The sequence below is a fragment of the Streptomyces sp. SID5469 genome (genome assembly GCF_009862865.1).
Taxonomy (GTDB): domain Bacteria; phylum Actinomycetota; class Actinomycetes; order Streptomycetales; family Streptomycetaceae; genus Streptomyces; species Streptomyces avermitilis.
The window spans coordinates 8058003-8078667 of the sequence record NZ_WWIN01000001.1 but is presented as its reverse complement, the minus strand read 5'-3'; the positions used below and the strand labels follow the sequence as shown (position 1 = coordinate 8078667).

Here is a 20665-nt window from a genome sequence, read left to right as displayed (position 1 = left end):
CAAGCCCTTGGCCAAGCAGAATCGCCAGATGCCCGAGCACGGCGCGGATCAGGGCTGCCTGCTGGACAACCGGCACGCGGAGGCGGGGATCCGGTTCGACGCCCTCAGCGAGTTGTTCGATCCGGTGACTTTCCGGCACGTCGACCAGCTCGGGATCGGTGCCGGCATGCGGTGCCGGAAGATCGGCGCCGGTGGTCCGTCCGTACCCCTCGGGCCGGCCGAGCGGTTCGGCCCCTCGGACGGTGATCGCCACCGACACTCCATGCCCACAGACTCTCCCCGACGTACGGCGGCATCTCAACGGGATTCGGCGGCGGAGCTGGTAGCGGGATGCGGCAACGACGGCCGCACGCTCCGGACGCGGGCCGGCGGGACAATCGTCGTGCGCCCCGCCCGCTCACCCCCGGAGGACCACCCGTGACCCAGGACCTGGCCGACTTCACCGCACCGCACGCCGAGCGGCCGCCGGTGCCCCTCGCCGTCGACTGGGCGGCGGTCGAGAAGTGGCTCGGGCTGCGCCTGCCGGGCGAGTACAAGCGGCTGATCGACCGCCACGGGCCCATGGACTTCGGTGAGTACGTGTGGATCCACGGTCCCTGTGCCGAGGAAGGACGGTTCGACTACGGGGACTGGCTGCGCGAGAAGCACCGCGCGGCGCGCATCGAGTTGCGCGACCTCCCGGAAGACGAGCGGTACGCCGTCCATCCCGCGCCCGGCGGGCTGCTCGCCTGGGGGTGCAGCCGGGGCAGCGACGTCTTCTTCTGGGACACGTCGAGTTCCGACGACCCCGACCGGTGGACCGTGGTCGTCCGGCACTCCGGGTCCGTGCCGGGCAGCGGACTGCGGAACTGGCACCCGTACGACCTCACCCTCGGCGCCTATCTGCGGCACACGGTCCGCGACACCTGGGAACTCCCTTCGCCGCCGGGCCCCTTGATCGGCCCTCTGCCCGGATCCGTCGCCCGCACCGCGTTCCTGCCGACGGCCGCGCCTTGGACCCCGCCCGCGCGGACCGCGCCCCGCCTCACCGAGACGCAGCGCCGTGTCGCGCTGGAGACCGGCGCCGGCCTCGCTGCGCTGCGGCTGCTCTGCCCGCCGCCCGCGACGCCGTATCTCGGCGGCGGTCGGTGGGCGTCCCTCTTCGCGGAGCTGGGCACACGGCTGCCGCGGGAGTACGTGACGCTGATGGACGAGTACGGCGCGGGCTGCTGGAGCGAGTGGCTGCGCTTCCTCACCCCGCTGCGGACCGGCGAGCGGCGCTTTCGCACGCACATCGAGCAGACCACGGGCGGGTATCGGAAGCACAGGGAGAGCTACCCGGAGCAGTATCCGCTGCCCGCTTGGCCCGAGCCGGGCGGTTTCCTCCCGTTCGCCTGTTCCATCGACGGCGACTACCTCGGCTGGCTGGCCGAGGGCCCGGACCCGGACACCTGGCCCCTGATCGTCTGGCCGCGCCACGCGCCGCAGGGGCCGCGCCTGGAGAGCGGCCTGGTCGACACCCTGGTCGCCTGGCAGCGCGGTCTGCTCACCGCGCCGGGCCTGGCCGGTCTGGACGAGGACGACGACCCGGTCGAGTTCGCCCGCTTCGAGTCCTGGGACGACCGGGCCTACTGGTGAGGAGCCCCGTGCAGCGCTCCCCCGCGTGCCGAACTCCGTTGGCCGGACGCGATGATGAGCCCATGGGCACACCGATCACAGGCATCAATACGGCGGGCTTCACCCAGCGGGAGGCGGATCTCTGGACCGACGAGCGGGGACTCGTCCTGTCGCTGCACTTCTTCCCCCTCGTCCCGGACCTGCCGGCCCCGCTCCACGAACCGGACCGGCTGCGGCGCGGCCTCGCGGAGGGCGCCGCACGGGCCGGTGCCGGTCTGATCGAAGCGGTGACCGGCGACGTGGCCGGTGTGCCGGCCGTCCGGCAGCTGATCAAGGTGCGCCGGCCGGACGGTCACGGCCAGGTCTTCCTCGGCTCCTGGACGATACCGAAGGCTGGTTGCAGCACGGTCGTCAAGGTGCAGGCCGGGGAGGGGGCCACGACCGGGATGCGCGAGGCCGTCGTGCTGAACCAGGTCGGCCCGGCCGCCTACTTCAGGCCCCATCCGTACGCGTACGACCTCCAGGGCGCCCTGCCGTACCACGTCGCCGACCACGAGGAGTGGGACGCGCACTTCCCGGACCATCCGCTCACACTGGTGCGCGACGCGCTGCGCCGGATCACGCCCACCGTGACGTTCGACCCGCGGTTCACGTCCCTGCCGCCCTTCGGGGCGCAGCCGGCCTGGGCACCGCCGATGCCGCCGGCACCGCCGGCGCTCTAGGGCCTGTCCGGCGTCAGTCGGCGATCAGTGGACCGGTCGTCGATCACAGGGCGGCCTCCGCCACGGCACCCGCGCCCACCGGCACGCCGGTTCGCCGCGGCGGTGCGGTCCGCGCAGCTCAGGGCCACTTCGGAAGTGGTCGCCGTCCGCGCTTGACCTGGAGTGCGCTCCAGGTTCTACCGTTGTTGTCATGACCAGCGGACAGCCCCTCCCGCTCCACCGGGAACCGACCCTCACGATCGCTCAGGTCGTCGAGCGCACCGGCCTGTCGCACGACACACTGCGCTACTACGAGAAGGCCGGTCTGATCGAACGGGTCGGCCGGACCACCGGCAACCAACGCCGTTACGAGGCGGCGGACCTGGCCTGGCTGGAGTTTCTGCTCCGGCTGCGCGAGACGGGCATGTCGATCGCGGACATGCAGCGGTTCGCGCTGCTGCGCTCGCGGGGCGACGCCACGGTCCCGGACCGGCTCGTGATGCTCCGCGAGCACCGCGCCGAGCTGGCGGAGCGCATCCGCGCCCTGCGCCGCAACGCGGCCGCCCTCGACGACAAGATCGACCACTATGAACGGCTGCTCGGCCAGCCGGAACCAGGAGAACCGACATGAGCGACGCCACCACCCGCGAAGAGCGCTTCGAGCACGGCCTGCGGGTCCTGAAGCAGGTCGACGGCGAGGCCGGGGAGCGCGTCGTCGCCGCCTTGGGCGACATCAATCCCGAACTGGGCCACCAGATCGTCTCCTGGGCCTTCGGCGACATCTACGACCGCCCCGGACTCGCCCCGCGCGACCGCCAGTTGGTGACGCTCGGCATGCTCACCGCGCTCGGCGGCTGTGAGGTTCAGCTGGAGGTGCACGTCAACGCGGCGCTGAACGTGGGCCTTTCGCCGGACGAGATCGTCGAGGCGCTGCTGCACTCGGCGGTGTACTGCGGCATACCCAAGGCGATGAACGCCTCCCTCGTCGCGAAGAAGGTCTTCGCCGAGCGTGGGCTGCCGCCCGCCGGACAGCAGCCCACGGCCGCCGCGGCTACCTCTGCCTGATCCGCAGGAACGTCACGGAGTTGGCCGGGAAGGTATACGTGAACCTGTCGGCCACCCCCTCCAAGACGGACGTCACCGGTGCGACAGGCGTCGCCGTCCGCGAGTTCACCGCGTCGGGCGCGGCGACGAGCGTGTAGGTGCCGGTGTCCTTGACGCCGAACGCGACGAGGAAGCCCTCCTTGCCGGACTTCTTGGTGGCCTTCACCCGCAGGTCGTAGTCGTGCCAGGCCGGGTCGCCCGCCGAGACCATGGTGTTCTCGGCGGCCACGTCGCTCTGCACGTACTGCCCGTCCTCGACGCTCCAGCTTCCGCCGCCCGTGTGCGTCCACCGCGAGGCGTCACCGCTGAAGTCGTCGCCGAGCAGCGTGGTCCCGTCCTCGCCGGTGACCCGCACATCGTCGTACGCGGCGGTGGTCGCCCACGTCGACAGGCCGACCGCACCGGAGATCGGCCCGCTCAGGGCGGGCGTGCCGCTCGCGGTGCTGGGCACGACCCGGTCGCCGGTATTCGTCATGAAGAGCTTCTGGACCTCGTAGTCGGCGGAGCCCCAGGAGGCGTGGTTGTCGAACCAGATCATGTCGGGGCGCCACTGCACATAGTCCTCGTTGGCGAGCAGCGGTGCGTACGAGGCCAGCTTGACGACGTCCGCGTTGCGCTCCAGACCGGTCATGTACGCGGCTTCGGCCAGGGCGTTCTTGAAGGTGTTGCCGCCCGACGCGTACTCGCCGAGAAACACCTTGGGGCCGTTCCTGTCGTACGCGTCGTAGCGGTCGTTGTTCTGGAGGAACCACTGGGGGCTGTTGTAGTAGTGCTCGTCGACCATGTCGACGTCCGCGTCACGGTTGAGCTTCCAGGCGGTGTCGAAGGTCGGACCGCTGTCGTCCGGGCCGGCGTTGGAGATGACCGTGACGTCGGGGTACTTCGCCTCGATGGCGGCCCGGAACCGCGTGAAGCGGGCGAAGAACTCGTCGGGGAGGTTCTCCTCGTTGCCCACCTCGAGGTGGGTGAGGTGGAAGGGCTCGGGATGGCCCATCCTGGCGCGCTTCCTGCCCCATTCGCTGGTCACCGGGCCGTTGGCGAACTCGATGAGGTCCAGCGTGTCCTGGATGTGGCGCTCGAGGAGAGCGTCGTCGTCGACGGCCTTGTTCTGGCCGCAGCCGGTGACGAGGGCGGGCACCACGGGCAGCGGCATCGCGCCCGTGTCCTCGGCGAACTGGAAGTACTCGTAGTAGCCGAGCCCGTAACTCTGGTTGTAGCCCCAGAAGTTGGCGTTGGTGGCGCGCTGCTCGACGGGTCCGATGGTGTCCTTCCACTGGTACGACCGCTTGCGCTCGTACCCCGACGCCTCGTCGTATCCCCTCATCGAACCGGTGTTGACGAGACAGCCGCCGGGGAAGCGGACGAAGCCGGGGTGCAGGGCGGCGATCTTCTCGGCGAGGTCCTTGCGCAGCCCGTGCCCCATGTAGGTGTCATGAGGGATGAGCGAGACCATGTCGAGCGCGACGGCGCCGGCGGCGGCGACGGTGAGCCGGCCGGTGGTGCTGGTGCGGCCGGCGGTGAACCTGGCCGTGTACTTGGCCCAGCCGCCGCGCACGGTGACGCGGCGGGCCCGGGCCAAGTCACCGTCCGTGTCGTGCAGGGTCACGCTGAGGGGGTCGGCCTGGTCGGCGCGGGCCCAGACGGAGAAGTCGTAGACCTTGCCGCTCTCGACCGCGATGCCGGTGTTGTAGCCGGAGTTGGTGACCGAGGAGTCGCCGCCGAGGGCCAGATAGCTGCGGTTGCGGGCATTGAGCCGTCCGTCGTCGCTGACGACGTCCGCGGTACCGGAGGTGTTCCAGGAGGTGAGCGGGGTGTACGACGTGTTGTCGGCGGTCGCGTACTCGAACGACCTGTTCTGCACGAGTTCCGCGTAGAGCCCGCCGTCGGCGGCCCTGTTGATGTCCTCGAAGAACACCCCGTACATGGTGTCGTCGATCTTCGCCCCCGATCCCTTGGGATCGACGGCGATCGCGTAGTCGGTGATGTCTTCGGCGTGGGCGGGCGCGGGAACGCCGACCGAGGCCACCAGTAACGCGGCGGCTGTGAGTCCGAGTCTCCAGCGGGTGCGGGTGGGTGACATGGATACTCCGCGGCTCTGTAGGGTCTGAGGTTCGATATTTCGAACTGCGATCAGTACATCGAACGGCAAGATAGGCAGGGGGCTGGAGTGCGTCAATGGGTCGGACACAGGGCCCTCCCCGTGGATGCGCTGCCGCCGTACCTGGCCTTCGCCGGCTGTCTGGCCGTGGTCGGCCCCCGTCGAGTCGCCGGACGGCATGTGGCGGCCGAGCCACGGGCACAGCGCCCGGCCGGGCCCAAGGCCCCGGCGCCGCCTGCGCCGTCGGCGCTCGCACCCGGCCCGGTAGGGTCAAACCGCCGTACGAAGGAAGGGAGCCGATGGGTGAGTTCTGGCCGGTGGCCGATGCCCTGGGGTATCTGACGGGAAGCTGGCGCGTGGAGCGCACCGTGCGGGATCTCGCGGGCGGGGCCGAAGGGCACTTCACCGGGACGACCGTCTTCTCACCCCTGGAGGACGGCGGCGGCGGGCTGCTGCATCAGGAGTCCGGGACGTTCGTGTGGCAGGGCGCCGCGAGACCGGCCGAGCGAACGCTGTGGTTCCTGCCCGGGGAGACCCTCGGCATGTCGGACGTACGGTTCGGTGACGGGCGCCCCTTCCACGTCCTCGACCTGACCACCGGGCACCATGTCGCCGACCACCCGTGCGCCGCGGACCTCTACCGCGGCGAGTTCACCGTGTACGCCGAGGACCGCTGGCGGACGGTGTGGCGGGTCGGCGGACCGGCCAAGGACCTGATCCTCACGACCGACTACGCGCGCGAAGAACCGACTGGGCGCGCGACCGTCTAGACGCGCTGGAGTCCGGCCTCCAGCCGGAGGTTCCAGCGCCCGTTGGCGCCGATGAGCGTGACCGTCGACAACGGGCGGACGTCGATGTTCCAGTACGTCGACGGATGGGCCCGCAGCGCGTGGACCAGGGCCGCCCGCACCACCGACGGCTCCGCCACGGCGACGATCTGGCTGCCGTCGTCCGCGGGCCGGGTGTCGAGCCACTGCCCCACCCGGGAGACGAAGGACATCAGCGGCTCACCGCCGTGCGGAGCGGAGCGCGGATCCGCGAGCCAGGCGTCGACCGCCGACGGCTCACGGGCCATCGCCTCGCCCAGCGTCAGACCGCGCCACCGGCCCATGTCGCAGTCGCGCAGCGCGAGCTGGGCGAGCGGGGCATAGCCGAGCGCGTCACCGGTCGCCCGGCTGCCCGGGGACGGCGAGCAGTAGCGCAGCTCGGCGGCCGCCAGCGGCACCAGCTCAGCGGCGGCCCGCTGCACCGCGTCCCAGCCGGCCTGGTCCAGCGGCCGGTCCTCCTCGAAGCGCTCCGCGAGCAGCGAGGAGCTGCGCGCGGTGGCGACGAATGTGACCCGAAGATGCATGCGGCGATCGTGATGCTCACAAGTGCGCAGGTCAAGAGGTGTTACTCAGGAGTTACCAAGGGTATCCACGAGGTCACACGGCTCGCCCGGTCTACTGTTCGAACGCGAGCGCCATCCAGTGGCCCGGCGTGTCGAGCGGCTTGAAGCCGAGCTTCGCGTAGACGCCGTGCGCGTCCTCGGTGGCGAGCAGGACGCGCCGCAGCCCGAGGGGTTCGAGGTGTGCGCGTACGCCGCCGACCAGCGCGGTGCCGATCCCCTTGCCGCGTACCGAGGGGTCGACGTAGACGTCGCAGAGCCACGCGAACGTCGCCCGGTCGGTCACCACGCGCGCGTACGCCACCTGTTCGCCCGAAGCCGCCGCGTACACCCCGAAGTTGAGCGAGCCGGCCACCGCGCGCTCCTGCTTCTCGCGGGGCCGCCCGATCGCCCAGTACGCGTCGGCCGACAGCCAGCCGTGGACACGGTCGAGGTCGATCCGGGCGGGGTCGGTGGAGAGTTCGTAGCCGCCGGGCAGGCGTTGTGCGTCAGTCATGCCGGGAGGTTCGCAGGCGGACGTGCGGTGCGTCGATCGGTTTTCGCCTGGTGGACGGGGCCGTCGTCGGGGGCGGGTGCGATGCCGCGGCTGGTGCCGCTGCCTCAGAGGACCGCGTCACACGCGGTACGCAGCCTGCGCACCCCCTCCGTGATCTCTCCCGTTCCCGCGACCCCCGCGAAGCTCAACCGCAGGTGGGCGGCGGGGGGTTCGGCGCTGAAGTAGGGGCGGCCGGGCGTGACCGCCACGCCCGCGCGCAGGGCCCCCGCGACCACGGAGGGCTCGTCCGCGCCGTCGGGCAGCCGCAGCCACAGGTGGTAGCCGCCGGACGGGATGTGCGGCAGGGCGAGTTCGGGCAGGTGCAGGCGCAGTGCGGCGGTCATCGTGTCCCGACGGTTCCTCAACTCGACGCCGACGGAGCGCAGATGGCGGGGCCAGGCCGGGGATCCGACGAGTTCGAGCGCGGCCTCCTGGAGCGGGCGCGGCACGAAGAAGGTGTCGACGACCTGGATGGCGCGCAGCCGCTCGAGGACCGGTCCGCGCGCGGCCAGCGCGCTCACCCGGAAGCTGGGCGAGGTCACCTTGGTCAGCGAACGGACGTGTACGACAACCCCGTCGGGGTCCTCCGCGGCCAGCGGCGGCGGCAGCGGCCCGGCGTCCTCGTGCACCAGGTGTCGTACGAAGTCGTCCTCGACCACGAACGCCCCGGCGTCGCGCGCGATCCGCAGCACCTCACCACGGCGCTCGGGTGCGAGGACGGCGCCCGTCGGATTCTGGAACAGCGGCTGGCAGACGAAGACGCGCGCACCCGTCGCCCGGAACGCGTCGGCGAGCAGGGCGGGTTTCACCCCGTCGGCGTCCACGGGGACGGGCACCGGCCGCTGCCCGGCCGCGCGGGCGATCGCCAGCATGCCGGGGTACGTGGGTGATTCGACCAGGACCGGGGCGCCGGGCGGGGCCAGTGCGCGCAGGGCGGTGGTCAGCGCCGACTGACCGCCCGCCGCGATCAGTACCTCGGCCGCGGTGATCGCGCCGCCGATGCCCCGCGCGAACCACTCGCGCAGGTCCCCGAGCCCCTCCACGGGCGGCCGCGCCCACACCCCGGGGCGCCGCCCGGCCCGGGACAGCGCCGCGCCCATCGCCCGCTCGGGCTGGAGGGAGGGGTGCAGATAGCCGCCGTTGAACTCGACGACCCCGGCCGGTGGTGCGGCGAGCGAGACGAGCACGCCGGAGGCGTCGACGGTGCGCGGCACGAGTTCGGCGGCGGCGTCGGCGCTGAGGGCGACCTCCTGCCAGGCGGTGTCCCCCACGGTGGCGGGGGCCCGCCGCGGCTCGGCCCGGAAGGCCCCGGCGCCCGGCCGCGTGATCACCAAGCCCTCGGCGACCAGTTGCGCCAGGGCCCGCGAGACGGTCACGGGACTCACCCGGAATCGCTCGACGAGCGCCCGGCTCGACGGCAGCTTCTCACCGGGAGAGTAGCGGTTCAGGTCCGTCCGCAGACGATTTGCCAGATCACCGACGCTGCTACGCTCTTGCATGAGAGCACAGGATAGCGCTACTGCCGATACCCCGATAGCGGTGCCCACCCAGCCCAGGAGCACGGCGCACACGCACCCCGCGGCCCTTCCGCGGGACACCACCGGCGTGGATCCCGCTTCCCTCCCACGGGACACCACCGGCGCGGGCCCCGCTTCCCTCCCCCACCGCTCCGGCACGCTCCAGGCCGCTCTCGGAGTCACCGCCTTCTCCCTCACCTTTCCCGCCACCGCCTGGGGCCTGGAGGGCTTCGGCCCCTGGTCGCTCGTCACCGTGCGCAGCCTGCTGGCCGCGGTCATCGCGGGTGGCTGTCTGCTGGCGCTGCGCGTACCGCTGCCCGCCCGGCGGCACTGGGCGGGCCTCGCCGTCGTCGCCGCGGGCGTCGTGCTCGGCTTCCCGCTGCTGACGACGCTCGCGTTGGAGACGGCCACCACCTCGCACGCGGCCGTGGTCGTCGGGCTGCTGCCTTTGACGACTGCCTTGTTCTCGGCGCTGCGCACCGGCGCACGCCCTTCCCGCACCTTCTGGATCGCGGCCCTCTCCGGCGCCGCCGCCGTCATCGCGTTCACCGTGCAGCAGAGCGGCGGCGCCCTGACCAGCGCGGACGCCTACCTCTTCGGGGCGCTGCTGGTCTGCGCGGCGGGCTACACCGAGGGCGGCCGGCTCGCCCGGGTGATGCCCGGCTGGCAGGTCATCGGCTGGGCCCTGGTGCTGTGCCTGCCGCTCTCGGTGCCGGGCGCGCTGGTCGCCCTGGCGTACGAGCCGGTACAGCTGGCGGCACACAGTGTCGCCGGGCTGCTGTGGGTGGCGGCGGGTTCGCAGTTTTTGGGGCTGGTCGTCTGGTACCGCGGTATGGCCGCGATCGGCATTCCGAAGGCCAGCCAGTTGCAGTTGGCCCAGCCGCTGCTCACACTGGTGTGGTCGGTACTGCTCCTCGGCGAGCACCTCACACCGGCCGCCCCGCTGACGGCCGCGGCCGTACTGGTCTGCATCGCGGTCACCCAGCGAGCGCGAGGCTGAGCGGCATGCACGGCCCGGGGCAACCGAGGCGGGCAGCCGTAGACTGGCGGTGACTGACCGCTACTCCCGCACATGACGAGGCACATGACGAGGAGGCCCTTCAGATGCATGCGACTGAGGGCGACCAGCTCGTGCAGCACGGCAGGGTCGTCGGGCAGCACGACAAGATCGCAGAGATCGTCGAAGTAATGGGCGCCGAGGGCACTCCCCCGTACCGCGTCCGCTTCCAGGACGGGCACGAGGCAGTGTGTTCACCGGGCCCGGACTCCGAAATCCGTCACCCCAAGCCCCTCGGGTCGCTCTAGTTCAGCGTGGAGGTTTCGCCGGCTGCTGATAGTGGTCGGCGACCACGCGTGCCAGCGCGCCGATCCGGTCCGCCGCGACCTCCTTGGCCGAGAAGAAGACATGCCCGCGCACCTGCGGGTAACCCTTGGCGAGGGTGAGGTGCCGGGAGAGTTCGACCGGGTCCTGCCAGGCGGCGGGCTGCGCCGGGTCCCCGGCCTTGTACAGGGCCTCGCCGACGTACAGCCGTACGCCGGTGCCCTTGGCGACCGCCGCCCACCAGGGCACGAGCTTCGCGTAGTCGGCCGCGGCGAAGCCGATGTTCCAGTAGACCTGCGGGCAGATGTAGTCGATCCAGCACTCCCGTACCCAGGTGCGGGTGTCGGCGTACAGATCGTCGTACGTCTGCACGCCCGCCCGTGTGTCCGAGCCCAGGGGGTCCGTCGCGGCGTTGCGCCACACCCCGAAGGGGCTGATCCCGAACCGTGCGGCGGGCCGCACCTTCCGGATCAGGGCCGCGGTCTCGCTCACGAGCCGGTCGATGTTGTGGCGCCGCCAGGAGGCCCGGTCCGGGAAGTCCGCGCCGTGGGCCGCGTACGCCGCGTCGTCGTCGAAGGTCTGGCCCGCGACCGGATACGGGTAGAAGTAGTCGTCGAAGTGCACGCCGTCGACCCGGTATCGACGCACCGCGTCGAGCATCGCGTCCTGGACGAAGGCGCGGACCTCGGGCAGCCCGGGGTTGTAGTAGAGCTTCCCGCCGTACGGCACGGCCCAGTCGGGGTGCAGCCGGGCGGGGTGCGAGGCGACCAGCCTGGCCGGGTCCGTGTGGTTGGCGATCCGGTACGGGTTGAACCAGGCGTGCAGCTCCAGGCCCCGCGCATGGGCCTCCGCGACGGCCGTGCCGAGCGGGTCCCAGCCGGGGTCCTTTCCCTGGGTGCCGGTCAGGTACTGGGACCAGGGCTCGTACGGCGAGGGCCACAGCGCGTCGGCGGTGGGGCGGACCTGGAAGAACACCGCGTTCAGCCGGCGACGGACCGCGGTGTCGAGGTGGGCCAGCAGTTCGGCGCGCTGCTCGGCCGGGGTGAGCCCGGTGCGGGAGGGCCAGTCGCGGTTCGCGACGGTCGCCAGCCACATGCCCCGCAGCTCGCCGGCCGCGCGCCGCCGGCCCGGCGGGGCCGCCGGGCCGCCCCGTGGCGCGGCCGCCAGGTCGCCCGCCGTCCCGAGAGTCGTCAGCGCGGCCATCGCGAACGCCCGACGTGACAGTCGCCCCATCTGCACACCCCTCCCCGCCGCGGCCCCGCGCCACCGTGCGGATCCGCGCGGTCACGGATCGTCTCCCTGTCCAGCATGCCCGCCCCGGGTGATCGATCACCGTCCCTTCGGGGGTAACGTGCACGATCGGGGCAGGCACCGAACAACGGGGGCCCTGCCAGCCCGATGATCAGCGAAAGGGACGATGTGACCGACATCGAACGCGTCGGAGTGGTCGGCTGCGGCCAGATGGGAGCGGGCATCGCCGAGGTGTGCGCCCGCGCCGGTCTTGACGTCAAGGTCGCCGAGACCACCGGCGAGGCCCTGGAGATCGGCCGGACCCGTCTGTTCAACTCGCTGTCCAAGGCGGCCGAGCGCGGCAAGATCTCCGAGGAGGAGCGGGACGCGACGCAGGCCCGGCTCAGCTTCACCACCGACCTCGGCGAGTTCGCGGACCGCGATCTGGTGATCGAGGCCGTCGTCGAGAACGAGCAGGTGAAGACGGAGATCTTCCAGGTGCTCGACCAGGTGGTGACCCGGCCAGACGCGATCCTCGCCTCCAACACCTCCTCGATCCCGCTGGTGAAGCTCGCCGTCGCCACCTCGCGCCCCGACCAGGTCATCGGCATCCACTTCTTCAACCCGGCCCCGGTGCAGAAGCTCGTCGAGCTGATCCCGGCCCTCACCACCTCCGAGGGCACCCTCAGCCGCGCGCAGGGGCTCGTCGAGAAGATCCTCGGCAAGCACGCGATCCGCGCCCAGGACCGCTCCGGCTTCGTGGTCAACGCCCTCCTCATCCCGTATCTGCTCTCCGCGATCCGGATGTTCGAGTCGGGCATCGCCAGCCGTGAGGACATCGACAACGGCATGGAGCTGGGCTGCGCCCATCCGATGGGCCCGCTCAAGCTGTCCGACCTGATCGGCCTGGACACGGTGGCCTCGGTCGCGTCGTCGATGTACGAGGAGTACAAGGAACCGCTGTACGCCGCTCCCCCGCTGCTCCAGCGCATGGTGGACGCGGGCCGGCTGGGCCGGAAGTCGGGCTCGGGCTTCTACTCCTACGCCTGACCCCGTACGCGCCGGGACGACCCGCGCCCGACTGCGCAGCGTGAGGCCCAGGCCGCCACGGGCCCGGCACCGAAAAGTGGTGCCGGGCCCGCGCCATTCACACACCGTGTGCGCGCCGGGCCCGCATATGCCGCTCGCACACGCTCCCCACACGTCCACCAGGCGAGTTGACTTTCCGTGCGTACACAAGGGATGTGACGACTACGGAAAGGAGCGGACACGTGACCGCCGACCCCGAGCATCCCGTGGTCCACGGAGAAGTCGCAGAGTTACGCCGTCGCCTCGATGTGGCACATGCCCGCGTCGAGGGAGGGCTGGCTCTGCTCAGCCATCGCGCGGAACAGACCGCCAAGGATGTCGACGACCTGAGCACACGGGTCGTCACACTGGAACACACCCGCTGGCCACTGCCCGCGGTCGCGGCCATCACGGCCGTGGGCGCGCTCGCCGTGGCGGTCTGGCAGGCTCTGGGCCACTGAGGCCCGAGGACGCGGTGATATCAGGGCAAAGCGTCCTGCCCGAGCCTCAGATGATGCAGGAGGAGCAGCGCGGCCGCCATATTGGCGGCCGGGACCTCGCCCCGGGCGACCATGTCGGGTACGAGCTTGAGGGGAACCCACTCCCGACGGTCCGACTCGAAGTCGTCCACAGGGTGCCCGGTGTACACGCCTTCGTCGGCCCAGAAGATGTGGTGCCGGGCGTCGGTGAGCCCGTTGGAGGGCTCGACGCTCATCAGATGGCGCAGGGGTCCCGGTCGCCAGCCGGTCTCCTCCTCGAGTTCACGGGCCGCCGCCACGGCGATGTCCTCGCCGTCCTCGACGACGCCCGCCGCGAGCTCCCACCCCCAGCTGTCGGTGATGAAGCGGTGCCGCCACAGGAGCAGCACTTCGTTGGCCTCATTCACGACGGTGGCCACGGCGACGGGCCGCAGCCGTATCAAGAAGTGATCGAGGTGCCGGCCGTCCGGCAGCTCGACATCCGCGAGATTGACGCTGAACCAGCGGTTTTCATACACAGTTTGTTCGTTCTGTTTCGTCCACTGCACGGTTCTGCCACCTTCCGCCGAGTAAGTGGCAATATCGCAGCAGGAGCGTCCACTCAGCAGGCTCACAGCGGCGCGCTCGCAGCGCAGCGGCAGGCGCAGTCGCCCGCGCCCCGAGGGGGGCGGGGTTCCCCCGCAGGGGGTGGGGCCGGTTCGTCTACAGCGGTACGCGCAGTGCCCCGTCGATCAGTTCGGCGGCCTCGGCCGTGCCCGCGCAGCCGCTGCGCGCCAGATGTTCGCGTACCGCCCGCAGTCTGTCGCGCAGGCGCTGGGACTCCATCCCGCGCGCCTGTTCCGCCATTTCGACCGCCGTGGCGACCGCCTTGTCGGCGTTGCCCTGGCGGAGCTCGATCTGACTGAGCATCGCGAGCCGGTGCACCCGCCCCCGGTCATGGGCGGGGGTGTCGACGGCGGCCGCCGCGTGCTCGCCCGCCGCCACCAGGTCGCCGAGGCTGAGCAGCGCCTCCGCCACCTGGACGTTGACCAGGCCGGGCTGGACATAACCGGTCTCGTCGGGCTCGTAGCCGCGCCGGATGCGCTCGGCCGCCTGCTCGGCCCGCCGGATGCAGGACAGCGCGCTCGTACCGTCGCCGAGGTGCGCGTACGCCTTGGCCTGCATCGCGTAGAGGTCGGAGGCGAGCGCGGGAGTGATGTGCTTGCCCGCGGCGCGCAGCGCGGCCTCGGCGAAGGCGACGGCCTGCCGGTGTTCGCGCATGAACAGCGACTGGTTGACCAGCAGGGCTATGACATAGGCGCCGAGTCCCCGGTCCCCGCTGGCCTTCGCCAGCCGGAGTGCCTGGTGGAAGTAGCGCTGGGCGAGGCCGTGGGCGTCGGAGTCGTACGCGCAGATGCCCGCGATGGCCACCAGGCCGCCGGTGGCCCGGTGCAGTTGACGGCCGGTGGCGTCGGTGTAACTGCCGCGCAGTAAGGGTGCCGTCTCGGAGTTGAGGAAGCCGACGATGCGGGTGCGGGTCGCTATGCCGCCCGCCTTGCGGTACATCTGCTCGTAGTGGGCGCGGGCCGCGCGCAGCATCTCGATGTCGGCCATCCTGACCCGGTGCCGGCCGCCGCGCGAGACGTCCACGTCCTCGGGCGGGTTCTCCCACTCCCAGACCGGCATCACGGCAGGCGTTCCGGTGACGGCGGGGGCGCCGAGGATGTGCGGGCGCTGCTGTTCGTCGGAGCGCCACAGGGCGGTGGCCCGCTCGACGAAGCCGGAGAGCGTGGAAGCGTGGGGGGCGGACGGTTCACCGGGAACGCCGAGGCCGATGTCGTCGAGCGTCACCGGGCGGTGCAGCCTGGCCGCGAGCACTTCGCAGATCAGGTCGGGCACCTGGCCGCGCGGCCGCTGGCCCTTCAACCACCGTGCCACGGCGGTGTGTTCGTACCTGAGGGCAACACCACGCGCCCTCCCCACCTGGTTGACGTGCGCGGCGAGTCCCGCGTGGGAGATCCCGGCCTCGTCGAGGATCGCGTCGAGCAGAGTGTTGGGCTGCATGAATGCCCTCCGGTGGCTCGGTGCCGACAGAGTAGTGCGTCCGCCTTCGCACGGGGTGTGAACGGAGTGCTCGAATCCGGGCTGTGCGCGCGCTGTTGCGGAGAGTTTCCGACCGCTTGACTGAAATGCCTCGTAAGAGGCCGGCCGGGCCGCCGGCTCCCCCTCGTACAGTGCGGCGGCCCGATACCGCGCCGTCCGCCCGGCTGCCTGCCCGACACTCCGTGGCGGGGCGGACGGCTCCCCCGGCGGGCTCCGCCGGGGGAGCCGGGGAACTGCGGGTCGTCGGCTGGGGCGTCGGTCGGGCGGGTCGGCTGCGGGTGCGGGTACGTCGCGTTCCTACTGCACGTGGTGAGCCATCGGGTGGTTCGCCGTCGTGGAGGTGCGGTGCGGGTCGTTGTGCAGGACCAGCAGGGCCACGTCGTCCGACGGTCTGCCGCCGGTGTGGCGCAGAAGCCCGGCGAAGACGGCCTTCAGGACGGCCTGCGGCGACACCGCCGGGATCCGCACGACCTCGCCGAGGACGGCGGCCAGCGGAAAGAACCGGCCACGGGCATCGCGCGCGTCCTCGGCGCCGTCGGTGTGCAGGAACAGCGCCTCCCCGGGCTGAAGCGGGCCACAGCTGGTGGACGGCAGCTCGGCGGGCAGCGGGAACGGTCCGAGCGGGGGCAGGGGTTCGGCGCGCGCGAGCAGTTCCACCCGGCTGCCGCTGAGGAGATACGGCCAGGGGTGCCCGCAGTTGAGGGCGTACACCTCCCCGTCGTGGCGGATCTCCAGCAGCAGCACGGTGACGAACTCCTCGGCGACCAGGCTGTCCGGATCCGGGCCCGCCGAGGGGGGCTCGGCTCTGGCCCGCTCCCGCAGATGCCGGACCATGGCCCGTTCGAGCCGTTGGAGGACACCGGCGAGTTCGGCCTCGTCGTGCACCGCCTCGCGGAAGCTGCCGAGGACGGCGGCGACCGTCCCGATGGCCGCCAGCCCGTGCCCCCGTACATCGCCTATCACCACGCGTACGCCGTGCTCGGTGGCGATCACCTCGTACAGATCGCCGCCGACGGTGGCGCCGCGGTCGGCGGAGAGCTGGGCCGCCGCGATGTTCAGCCCGCCGATCCGCGACGGCAGCGGCCGCAGCAGCACGCTCTGGGCGGCGCCCGCGACCTTGCGGGCCTGTCGCAACTCCCGCAGCAGTGTGTGTCGGACCTGAAGGATCAGCCCGGTGCCGACGGCGAAGAACACGGCGCTGGTGACGATCCGCGCGCCGAGCCCGTTCTGCTGCGCGAGCGGGCAGGCCAGTTTGTAGGTGATCGCCGTCGTGCCCCAGACGGTGGGCAGCGCTATCGACAGCGCCCGCCGGAAACGCCGGGACTCCCGGCGCGAGCGGCGCCGGAGCATGCGGTCACGCGGGATCCCGCGGGCGACGACCGCCCTGAATCCTTCGCCGGGACGAGCGCGGGGCCGTGGTCCGCAGGGAACCCCAGCCTTGATACGGATCATGCCGATGGCCCCCCATCAGGCCCTGAGCTGCGCAGAAGCGGCCCGCGGAGCTCCACCTCGTCCCCCGGGGCCGGTCCGATTCTTTCGACCGCATGCCCCGATCGGGCCAGATCGCCCGGAATCGTCACTCGAATGAGTGAGGTGGCCGAGGGGCCCGTCGGGGGCCGCGGGGCCACCGAGCCGCTGAGCCACTGAGCCACTGAGCCACTGAGCCACGACATCGTGCGACTCCGCCGCATGGGCGCGGCCGGCCACGGACAACCCGCAGCCGGCCGACGCCCAGCAGTTCCCCGGCACTTCCGGCGAAGCTAGCTCCGCAGTGCCGCCCCTGTGCGCTCGGCGGCCAGCGCCACCGCCGCGTCGCGGGCCGTGGAGGCCTCCTCGACGGTCAGGGTGCGGTCGGCGGCACGGAAGCGCAGCGCGTAGGCGAGGGACTTCTTGCCCGCGCCGAGCTGCTCGCTCTCGTACACGTCGAACAGCCGGATGGACTCCAGGAGTTCACCCGCACCCTCGCGCAGTGCCGCCTCGACGTCCGCGTGCGGAACCGTCTTGTCGACGACCAGCGCGACGTCCTGGGTGGCGACCGGGAACGTGGAGATCCGGGGCCCCTTCACGACGCCCGCGCTCGCCTGCTCCAGCGCGTCCAGGTTCAGCTCCATCGCGCTGGTGCGCGCGGGCAGACCCAGCGTCTTCAGGACACCGGGGTGCAGCTCGCCGGCGTACCCGATGACCTTCTCCTCGCCGTCGAGGACGACGGCGAGCTCGGCGCAGCGGCCCGGGTGCCACGGCCCGTACTGGCCGGCGCGCACGAGGAGTTCGGTCCCCGCCTCGCGGGCCAGGGTGCGTGCGGCCTCGACCGCGTCGGCCCAGTCGGCCGGGCGGCCCTTGCCCCACCAGCCGGCCTGCTCGCGGGCGCCCGCGAGGACGACGGCGGCGTGCCGGGGCTGCTCGGGCAGCGCGGCGGTGAGGGAGGCGATCTCCTCGTCCGTGGGACGGCGGTCGACGGGCAGCCGGACCGCGATGCGCTGCTCCGCGCGCGGGTGGAAGACCAGCCCGGTCTCGAAGAGCGCCAGGTCGTGCGAACCGCGCCCGTCGTTGCGGCGCAGCGCGCCGAGCAGGCCCGGCAGCAGCGTCGTGCGGAGCGCGGGCTCCTCCTCGGAGAGCGGGTTGACCAGCTTGACGACCCGGCGCTTCGGGTCGTCGGCGGCGAGGCCGAACTGGTCGAAGACGTGCTCCCCGATGAAGGGGTAGTTCGGCGCCTCGACGTATCCGGCGCCGGCCAGCGCGCGGCCGACGCGGCGGTGCAGCCGCTGCCGCTCGGTCAGGCCCCGGCCCGCGGGGGGCTTGGGCAGGGTCGAGGGCAGGTTCTCGTAGCCCTCGAGCCGGATGACCTCCTCGGCCAGGTCGTTCGGGTCGGTCAGGTCGGGCCGCCAGGACGGCACGGTGACGAGCAGCTCGTCCTGCCCGTAGACGTCGCAGCCGACCTCCTGGAGACGGCGTACGACGGTCTCGCGGCCGTACTCGACTCCTGCCACCCGGTCCGGGTGGTTCGCCGGGATGGTGATGGTGTGCGGCGCGGAGGGCGTGATGACCTCCGTGACGCCCGCGTCGGCGCTGCCGCCGGCGAGGAGCACCAGCAGGTCGACCGTGCGCTGGGCGGCGGCGGAGGCGGCCAGCGGGTCGACGCCGCGCTCGAAGCGCTTGGACGCCTCGGAGGCCAGCTTGTGGCGGCGGGCCGTGCGGGCGACGGAGATCGGGTCGAAGTGCGCGGCCTCGATGACGACCTCGGTGGTCGTGCCCTCGGTGTCGTCGATCTCGGTGTGGGCGCCGCCCATGACGCCCGCGAGCCCGATGGGCCCGCGGTCGTCGGTGATGACCAGGTCCTCGGCGTCCAGCGTGCGCTGGGTGCCGTCGAGGGTGGTGAGCTTCTCGCCCTGCTCCGCCCGGCGCACGCCGATCGCGCCCTGGATGCGGGAGCGGTCGTAGGCGTGCAGGGGCTGGCCCAGCTCCAGCATCACGTAGTTGGTGATGTCGACGGCCAGCGAGATCGAGCGCATGCCGGCCTTCTGGAGCCGACGCTGGAGCCAGATCGGGGAGCGCGCCTCGGGGTCGAGGCCGGTCACCGTGCGCGCGGTGAAGCGGTCGCAGCCCAGCGGCTCGGAGATCTTCACCGGGTGGCCGAACGCGTTCGGGGCCGGCACGTCGAGCAGCGCCGGGTCGCGCAGCGGCAGGCCGTACGCGATGGCGGTCTCGCGGGCGATGCCGCGCAGCGACAGGCAGTAGCCGCGGTCGGGCGTGACGGCGATGTCGAGGACCTCGTCGACCAGCTCGAGCAGCTCGATGGCGTCGGTGCCGACCTCGTACTCCGGCGGGAGCACGATGATGCCGCCGGAGCCGTCGTCGCCCATGCCCAGCTCGTCGCCGGAGCAGATCATGCCGTGCGAGGTCCTGCCGTACGTCTTGCGCGCGGCGATCGCGAAGTTGCCGGGCAGGACGGCGCCGGGCAGGACCACGACGACCTTGTCGCCGACGGAGAAGTTGCGGGCGCCGCAGACGATCTCCTGGGGCTCACCGGTGCCGTTGGCCTGGCCGACGTCGACGGTGCAGAAGCGGATCGGCTTCTTGAAGCCCTCCAGCTCCTCGATGGTCAGCACCTGGCCGACGGCCAGGGGGCCCTTGAGGTCGGCGCCGAGCTGCTCGACCCTCTCGACCTCGAGGCCGGCGGAAACGAGCTTGGCCTGCACATCGCGGCCGGTCTCGGTGGCGGGGAGGTCGACGTACTCCCGCAGCCAGGAAAGCGGGACCCGCATCAGATCTCCATCCCGAACGGCCGGGTGAACCGGACGTCACCCTCGACCATGTCTCGCATGTCTTCGACGTTGTGGCGGAACATCAGCATCCGCTCGATGCCGAACCCGAAGGCGAATCCGCTGTACTTCTCCGGGTCCACCCCGCAGGCGGTGAGGACACGGGGGTTGACCATGCCGCAGCCGCCGAGCTCGATCCAGCCCTCGCTGGAGCAGGTGCGGCAGGGACGGTCGGGGTTGCCGACGGACTCGCCCTTGCAGACGTAGCAGAGCATGTCCATCTCGGCGGACGGCTCGGTGAACGGGAAGTAGTTCGGCCGCAGCCGCGTCTTCATGTCCGCGCCGAAGAGCGTCTGGACCATGTGGTCCAGGGTGCCCTTGAGGTCGGCCATGGTCAGGCCCTCGTCGATGGCGAGCAGCTCGATCTGGTGGAAGACCGGGGTGTGCGTGGCGTCCAGCTCGTCGGTGCGGTAGACGCGGCCGGGGCAGACGATGTAGACGGGCGGCTCGCGGTCGAGCATGGCGCGGGCCTGCACGGGCGAGGTGTGGGTGCGCAGCACGACACCGGACTCGTCTCCTTCGGTGCCCTTCGGGCCCTCGACGAAGAAGGTGTCCTGCATCTGCCGGGCCGGGTGGTCCGGGGTGAAGTTGAGGGCGTCGAAGTTGAACCACTCCGCCTCGACCTCGGGGCCTTCCGCGATCTCGTAGCCCATGGCCACGAAGACATCCGCGACGCGCTCCATGAACGTGGTCAGCGGGTGGCGGGCGCCGGCCGGTACGCGGTCGTACGGCAGTGTGACGTCCACCGCCTCCTCGACCAGCACGCGGGCGTCGCGCTCGGCCTCCAGCTCGGCCTGGCGGGCGCCGAGGGCCTTGTTCACGGCGCCACGGGCCTGGCCGACCAGCTTGCCGGCCGCGGCCTTGGCATGCGGGGGCAGGGCGCCGATCTCGCGGTTGGCGAGGGCCAGCGGCGAGGTGCCGCCGGTGTGGGCGACCTTGGCCTCCTGGAGCGCGTCGAGGTCGCCGGCGGCCGCGAAGGCGGCGAGCGCCTCGTCCCGCATGCGCTCGATCTCTTCCGGTTTCAAGGCCTCGACCTCTACAGGGTCGTACGACTTATTCGGTGCCGACATCTCTTCCCGTGCTTCCGGTTGGCTGGCGGATGGTCCCCGTCCACGACTCGGAGACGAATCGTCCACAGATGAGAGGACGCAAAGGTGCCAAAGGCCGAGTCTAACGGGGTGGGAGCCTGCCTCGGACGCGCAGTCCGAGGGGTGGCTCCGGTACGACG

At 71.8% G+C, this 20665-nt stretch carries 19 protein-coding genes and 1 pseudogene; 10 read left to right on the top strand and 10 right to left on the bottom strand.

The features are described from left to right. Window positions 1–28: 28 nt before the first annotated feature. The 5 genes and pseudogenes from GTY58_RS35080 to GTY58_RS35060 all read left to right on the top strand — a co-directional run. Window positions 29–238 (top strand): annotated as a pseudogene (locus GTY58_RS35080) (SAM-dependent methyltransferase); the annotation flags it as partial. Between the two features lie 179 nt (window positions 239–417). Next, entirely contained in the window at window positions 418–1617 is a 1200-nt protein-coding gene (locus tag GTY58_RS35075; protein WP_010988159.1) for an SMI1/KNR4 family protein, read from the top strand. Between the two features lie 62 nt (window positions 1618–1679). Then, complete coding sequence (locus tag GTY58_RS35070; RefSeq protein WP_010988158.1) at window positions 1680–2318, top strand: hypothetical protein; 639 nt, start codon at window positions 1680–1682, stop codon at window positions 2316–2318. Between the two features lie 190 nt (window positions 2319–2508). After that, window positions 2509–2928, top strand: a complete 420-nt coding sequence (locus GTY58_RS35065; protein ID WP_010988157.1) for a MerR family transcriptional regulator — start codon at window positions 2509–2511, stop codon at window positions 2926–2928. After that, window positions 2925–3362 (top strand): carboxymuconolactone decarboxylase family protein, encoded by a 438-nt coding sequence (locus GTY58_RS35060; RefSeq protein WP_010988156.1) that lies wholly within the window; start codon window positions 2925–2927, stop codon window positions 3360–3362. Before GTY58_RS35065 ends, GTY58_RS35060 begins: the two co-directional genes overlap by 4 nt. Here the strand turns inward: GTY58_RS35060 and GTY58_RS35055 are convergent. Then, window positions 3349–5481, bottom strand: a complete 2133-nt coding sequence (locus GTY58_RS35055) for an alpha-L-arabinofuranosidase C-terminal domain-containing protein (RefSeq protein ID WP_010988155.1) — start codon at window positions 5479–5481, stop codon at window positions 3349–3351. The two genes, GTY58_RS35060 and GTY58_RS35055, sit on opposite strands and share 14 nt — an antisense overlap. Before the next feature lie 317 nt (window positions 5482–5798). Here GTY58_RS35055 and GTY58_RS35050 point away from each other — a divergent pair, with 317 nt between their 5' ends. Further along, complete coding sequence (locus GTY58_RS35050; RefSeq protein WP_010988154.1) at window positions 5799–6269, top strand: DUF6314 family protein; 471 nt, start codon at window positions 5799–5801, stop codon at window positions 6267–6269. On the opposite strand, the gene GTY58_RS35045 is transcribed toward GTY58_RS35050, so the two are convergent. The 3 genes from GTY58_RS35045 to GTY58_RS35035 form a co-directional block, all read right to left on the bottom strand. Next, window positions 6266–6850 carry a histidine phosphatase family protein gene (locus tag GTY58_RS35045; RefSeq protein ID WP_010988153.1) on the bottom strand — a complete coding sequence of 195 codons (585 nt, stop codon included), beginning with the start codon at window positions 6848–6850 and terminating at the stop codon, window positions 6266–6268. The genes GTY58_RS35050 and GTY58_RS35045 overlap by 4 nt on opposite strands. A 91-nt stretch (window positions 6851–6941) precedes the next feature. Next, entirely contained in the window at window positions 6942–7382 is a 441-nt protein-coding gene (locus GTY58_RS35040; RefSeq protein ID WP_010988152.1) for a GNAT family N-acetyltransferase, read from the bottom strand. 104 nt (window positions 7383–7486) lie between these two features. Further along, window positions 7487–8920, bottom strand: coding sequence for a PLP-dependent aminotransferase family protein (locus GTY58_RS35035; protein ID WP_037646504.1), 1434 nt, complete (start codon window positions 8918–8920; stop codon window positions 7487–7489). On the opposite strand from GTY58_RS35035, the gene GTY58_RS35030 reads away from it, so the two are divergent. Further along, complete coding sequence (locus GTY58_RS35030; protein WP_010988150.1) at window positions 8919–9938, top strand: DMT family transporter; 1020 nt, start codon at window positions 8919–8921, stop codon at window positions 9936–9938. The two genes, GTY58_RS35035 and GTY58_RS35030, sit on opposite strands and share 2 nt — an antisense overlap. A 104-nt stretch (window positions 9939–10042) precedes the next feature. After that, window positions 10043–10243, top strand: a complete 201-nt coding sequence (locus GTY58_RS35025; RefSeq protein WP_010988149.1) for a DUF1918 domain-containing protein — start codon at window positions 10043–10045, stop codon at window positions 10241–10243. A gap of 1 nt (window position 10244) precedes the next feature. Here the strand turns inward: GTY58_RS35025 and GTY58_RS35020 are convergent, their stop codons facing one another. After that, a complete protein-coding gene (locus GTY58_RS35020) occupies window positions 10245–11492 on the bottom strand; it encodes a family 10 glycosylhydrolase (RefSeq protein WP_037646501.1) in 1248 nt (415 codons plus the stop codon). Between the two features lie 186 nt (window positions 11493–11678). Between GTY58_RS35020 and GTY58_RS35015 the strand changes: the two genes are divergently transcribed. Together GTY58_RS35015 and GTY58_RS35010 are read left to right on the top strand one after the other, a co-directional pair. Further along, window positions 11679–12539 (top strand): 3-hydroxybutyryl-CoA dehydrogenase, encoded by an 861-nt coding sequence (locus tag GTY58_RS35015; RefSeq protein WP_037646663.1) that lies wholly within the window; start codon window positions 11679–11681, stop codon window positions 12537–12539. 221 nt (window positions 12540–12760) lie between these two features. Beyond that, window positions 12761–13018 carry a hypothetical protein gene (locus GTY58_RS35010; RefSeq protein WP_037646499.1) on the top strand — a complete coding sequence of 86 codons (258 nt, stop codon included), beginning with the start codon at window positions 12761–12763 and terminating at the stop codon, window positions 13016–13018. Window positions 13019–13038: 20 nt separating this feature from the next. Here GTY58_RS35010 and GTY58_RS35005 read toward each other — a convergent pair whose 3' ends face one another. From GTY58_RS35005 to pheS, 5 genes are all read right to left on the bottom strand, one after another. Then, complete coding sequence (locus GTY58_RS35005; RefSeq protein WP_010988145.1) at window positions 13039–13584, bottom strand: NUDIX hydrolase; 546 nt, start codon at window positions 13582–13584, stop codon at window positions 13039–13041. Between the two features lie 154 nt (window positions 13585–13738). Then, a complete protein-coding gene (locus GTY58_RS35000; RefSeq protein ID WP_010988144.1) occupies window positions 13739–15079 on the bottom strand; it encodes a hypothetical protein in 1341 nt (446 codons plus the stop codon). A gap of 336 nt (window positions 15080–15415) precedes the next feature. Beyond that, the gene (locus GTY58_RS34995; protein ID WP_042493899.1) at window positions 15416–16468 is read right to left on the bottom strand and encodes a PP2C family protein-serine/threonine phosphatase; all 1053 of its coding nucleotides are present in this window, start codon (window positions 16466–16468) and stop codon (window positions 15416–15418) included. A 410-nt stretch (window positions 16469–16878) separates the two neighbouring features. Continuing rightward, entirely contained in the window at window positions 16879–19380 is a 2502-nt protein-coding gene (pheT, locus tag GTY58_RS34990) for a phenylalanine--tRNA ligase subunit beta (protein WP_010988142.1), read from the bottom strand. Further along, on the bottom strand, window positions 19380–20507 hold the full coding sequence (gene pheS, locus GTY58_RS34985) for a phenylalanine--tRNA ligase subunit alpha (RefSeq protein ID WP_037646496.1): 1128 nt from the start codon (window positions 20505–20507) through the stop codon (window positions 19380–19382). The genes pheT and pheS overlap by 1 nt, the downstream gene beginning before the upstream one ends. Window positions 20508–20665 lie beyond the last annotated feature (158 nt).

Excerpts from the sequence above, each read along its gene's own strand:
- GTY58_RS35025 (WP_010988149.1), top strand. The coding sequence starts at position 10,043 with ATGCATGCGACTGAGGGCGACCAGCTCGTGCAGCACGGCAGGGTCGTC.
- GTY58_RS35050 (WP_010988154.1), top strand. The coding sequence starts at position 5,799 with ATGGGTGAGTTCTGGCCGGTGGCCGATGCCCTGGGGTATCTGACGGGA.
- GTY58_RS35030 (WP_010988150.1), top strand. The coding sequence starts at position 8,919 with ATGAGAGCACAGGATAGCGCTACTGCCGATACCCCGATAGCGGTGCCC.
- GTY58_RS35045 (WP_010988153.1), bottom strand. The coding sequence starts at position 6,850 with ATGCATCTTCGGGTCACATTCGTCGCCACCGCGCGCAGCTCCTCGCTG.
- pheT (WP_010988142.1), bottom strand. The coding sequence starts at position 19,380 with ATGCGGGTCCCGCTTTCCTGGCTGCGGGAGTACGTCGACCTCCCCGCC.
- GTY58_RS35020 (WP_037646501.1), bottom strand. The coding sequence starts at position 11,492 with ATGGGGCGACTGTCACGTCGGGCGTTCGCGATGGCCGCGCTGACGACT.
- GTY58_RS35035 (WP_037646504.1), bottom strand. The coding sequence starts at position 8,920 with ATGCAAGAGCGTAGCAGCGTCGGTGATCTGGCAAATCGTCTGCGGACG.
- GTY58_RS35070 (WP_010988158.1), top strand. The coding sequence starts at position 1,680 with ATGGGCACACCGATCACAGGCATCAATACGGCGGGCTTCACCCAGCGG.
- GTY58_RS35060 (WP_010988156.1), top strand. The coding sequence starts at position 2,925 with ATGAGCGACGCCACCACCCGCGAAGAGCGCTTCGAGCACGGCCTGCGG.
- GTY58_RS35000 (WP_010988144.1), bottom strand. The coding sequence starts at position 15,079 with ATGCAGCCCAACACTCTGCTCGACGCGATCCTCGACGAGGCCGGGATC.
- GTY58_RS35065 (WP_010988157.1), top strand. The coding sequence starts at position 2,509 with ATGACCAGCGGACAGCCCCTCCCGCTCCACCGGGAACCGACCCTCACG.
- GTY58_RS35055 (WP_010988155.1), bottom strand. The coding sequence starts at position 5,481 with ATGTCACCCACCCGCACCCGCTGGAGACTCGGACTCACAGCCGCCGCG.
- pheS (WP_037646496.1), bottom strand. The coding sequence starts at position 20,507 with ATGTCGGCACCGAATAAGTCGTACGACCCTGTAGAGGTCGAGGCCTTG.
- GTY58_RS34995 (WP_042493899.1), bottom strand. The coding sequence starts at position 16,468 with ATGCTCCGGCGCCGCTCGCGCCGGGAGTCCCGGCGTTTCCGGCGGGCG.
- GTY58_RS35040 (WP_010988152.1), bottom strand. The coding sequence starts at position 7,382 with ATGACTGACGCACAACGCCTGCCCGGCGGCTACGAACTCTCCACCGAC.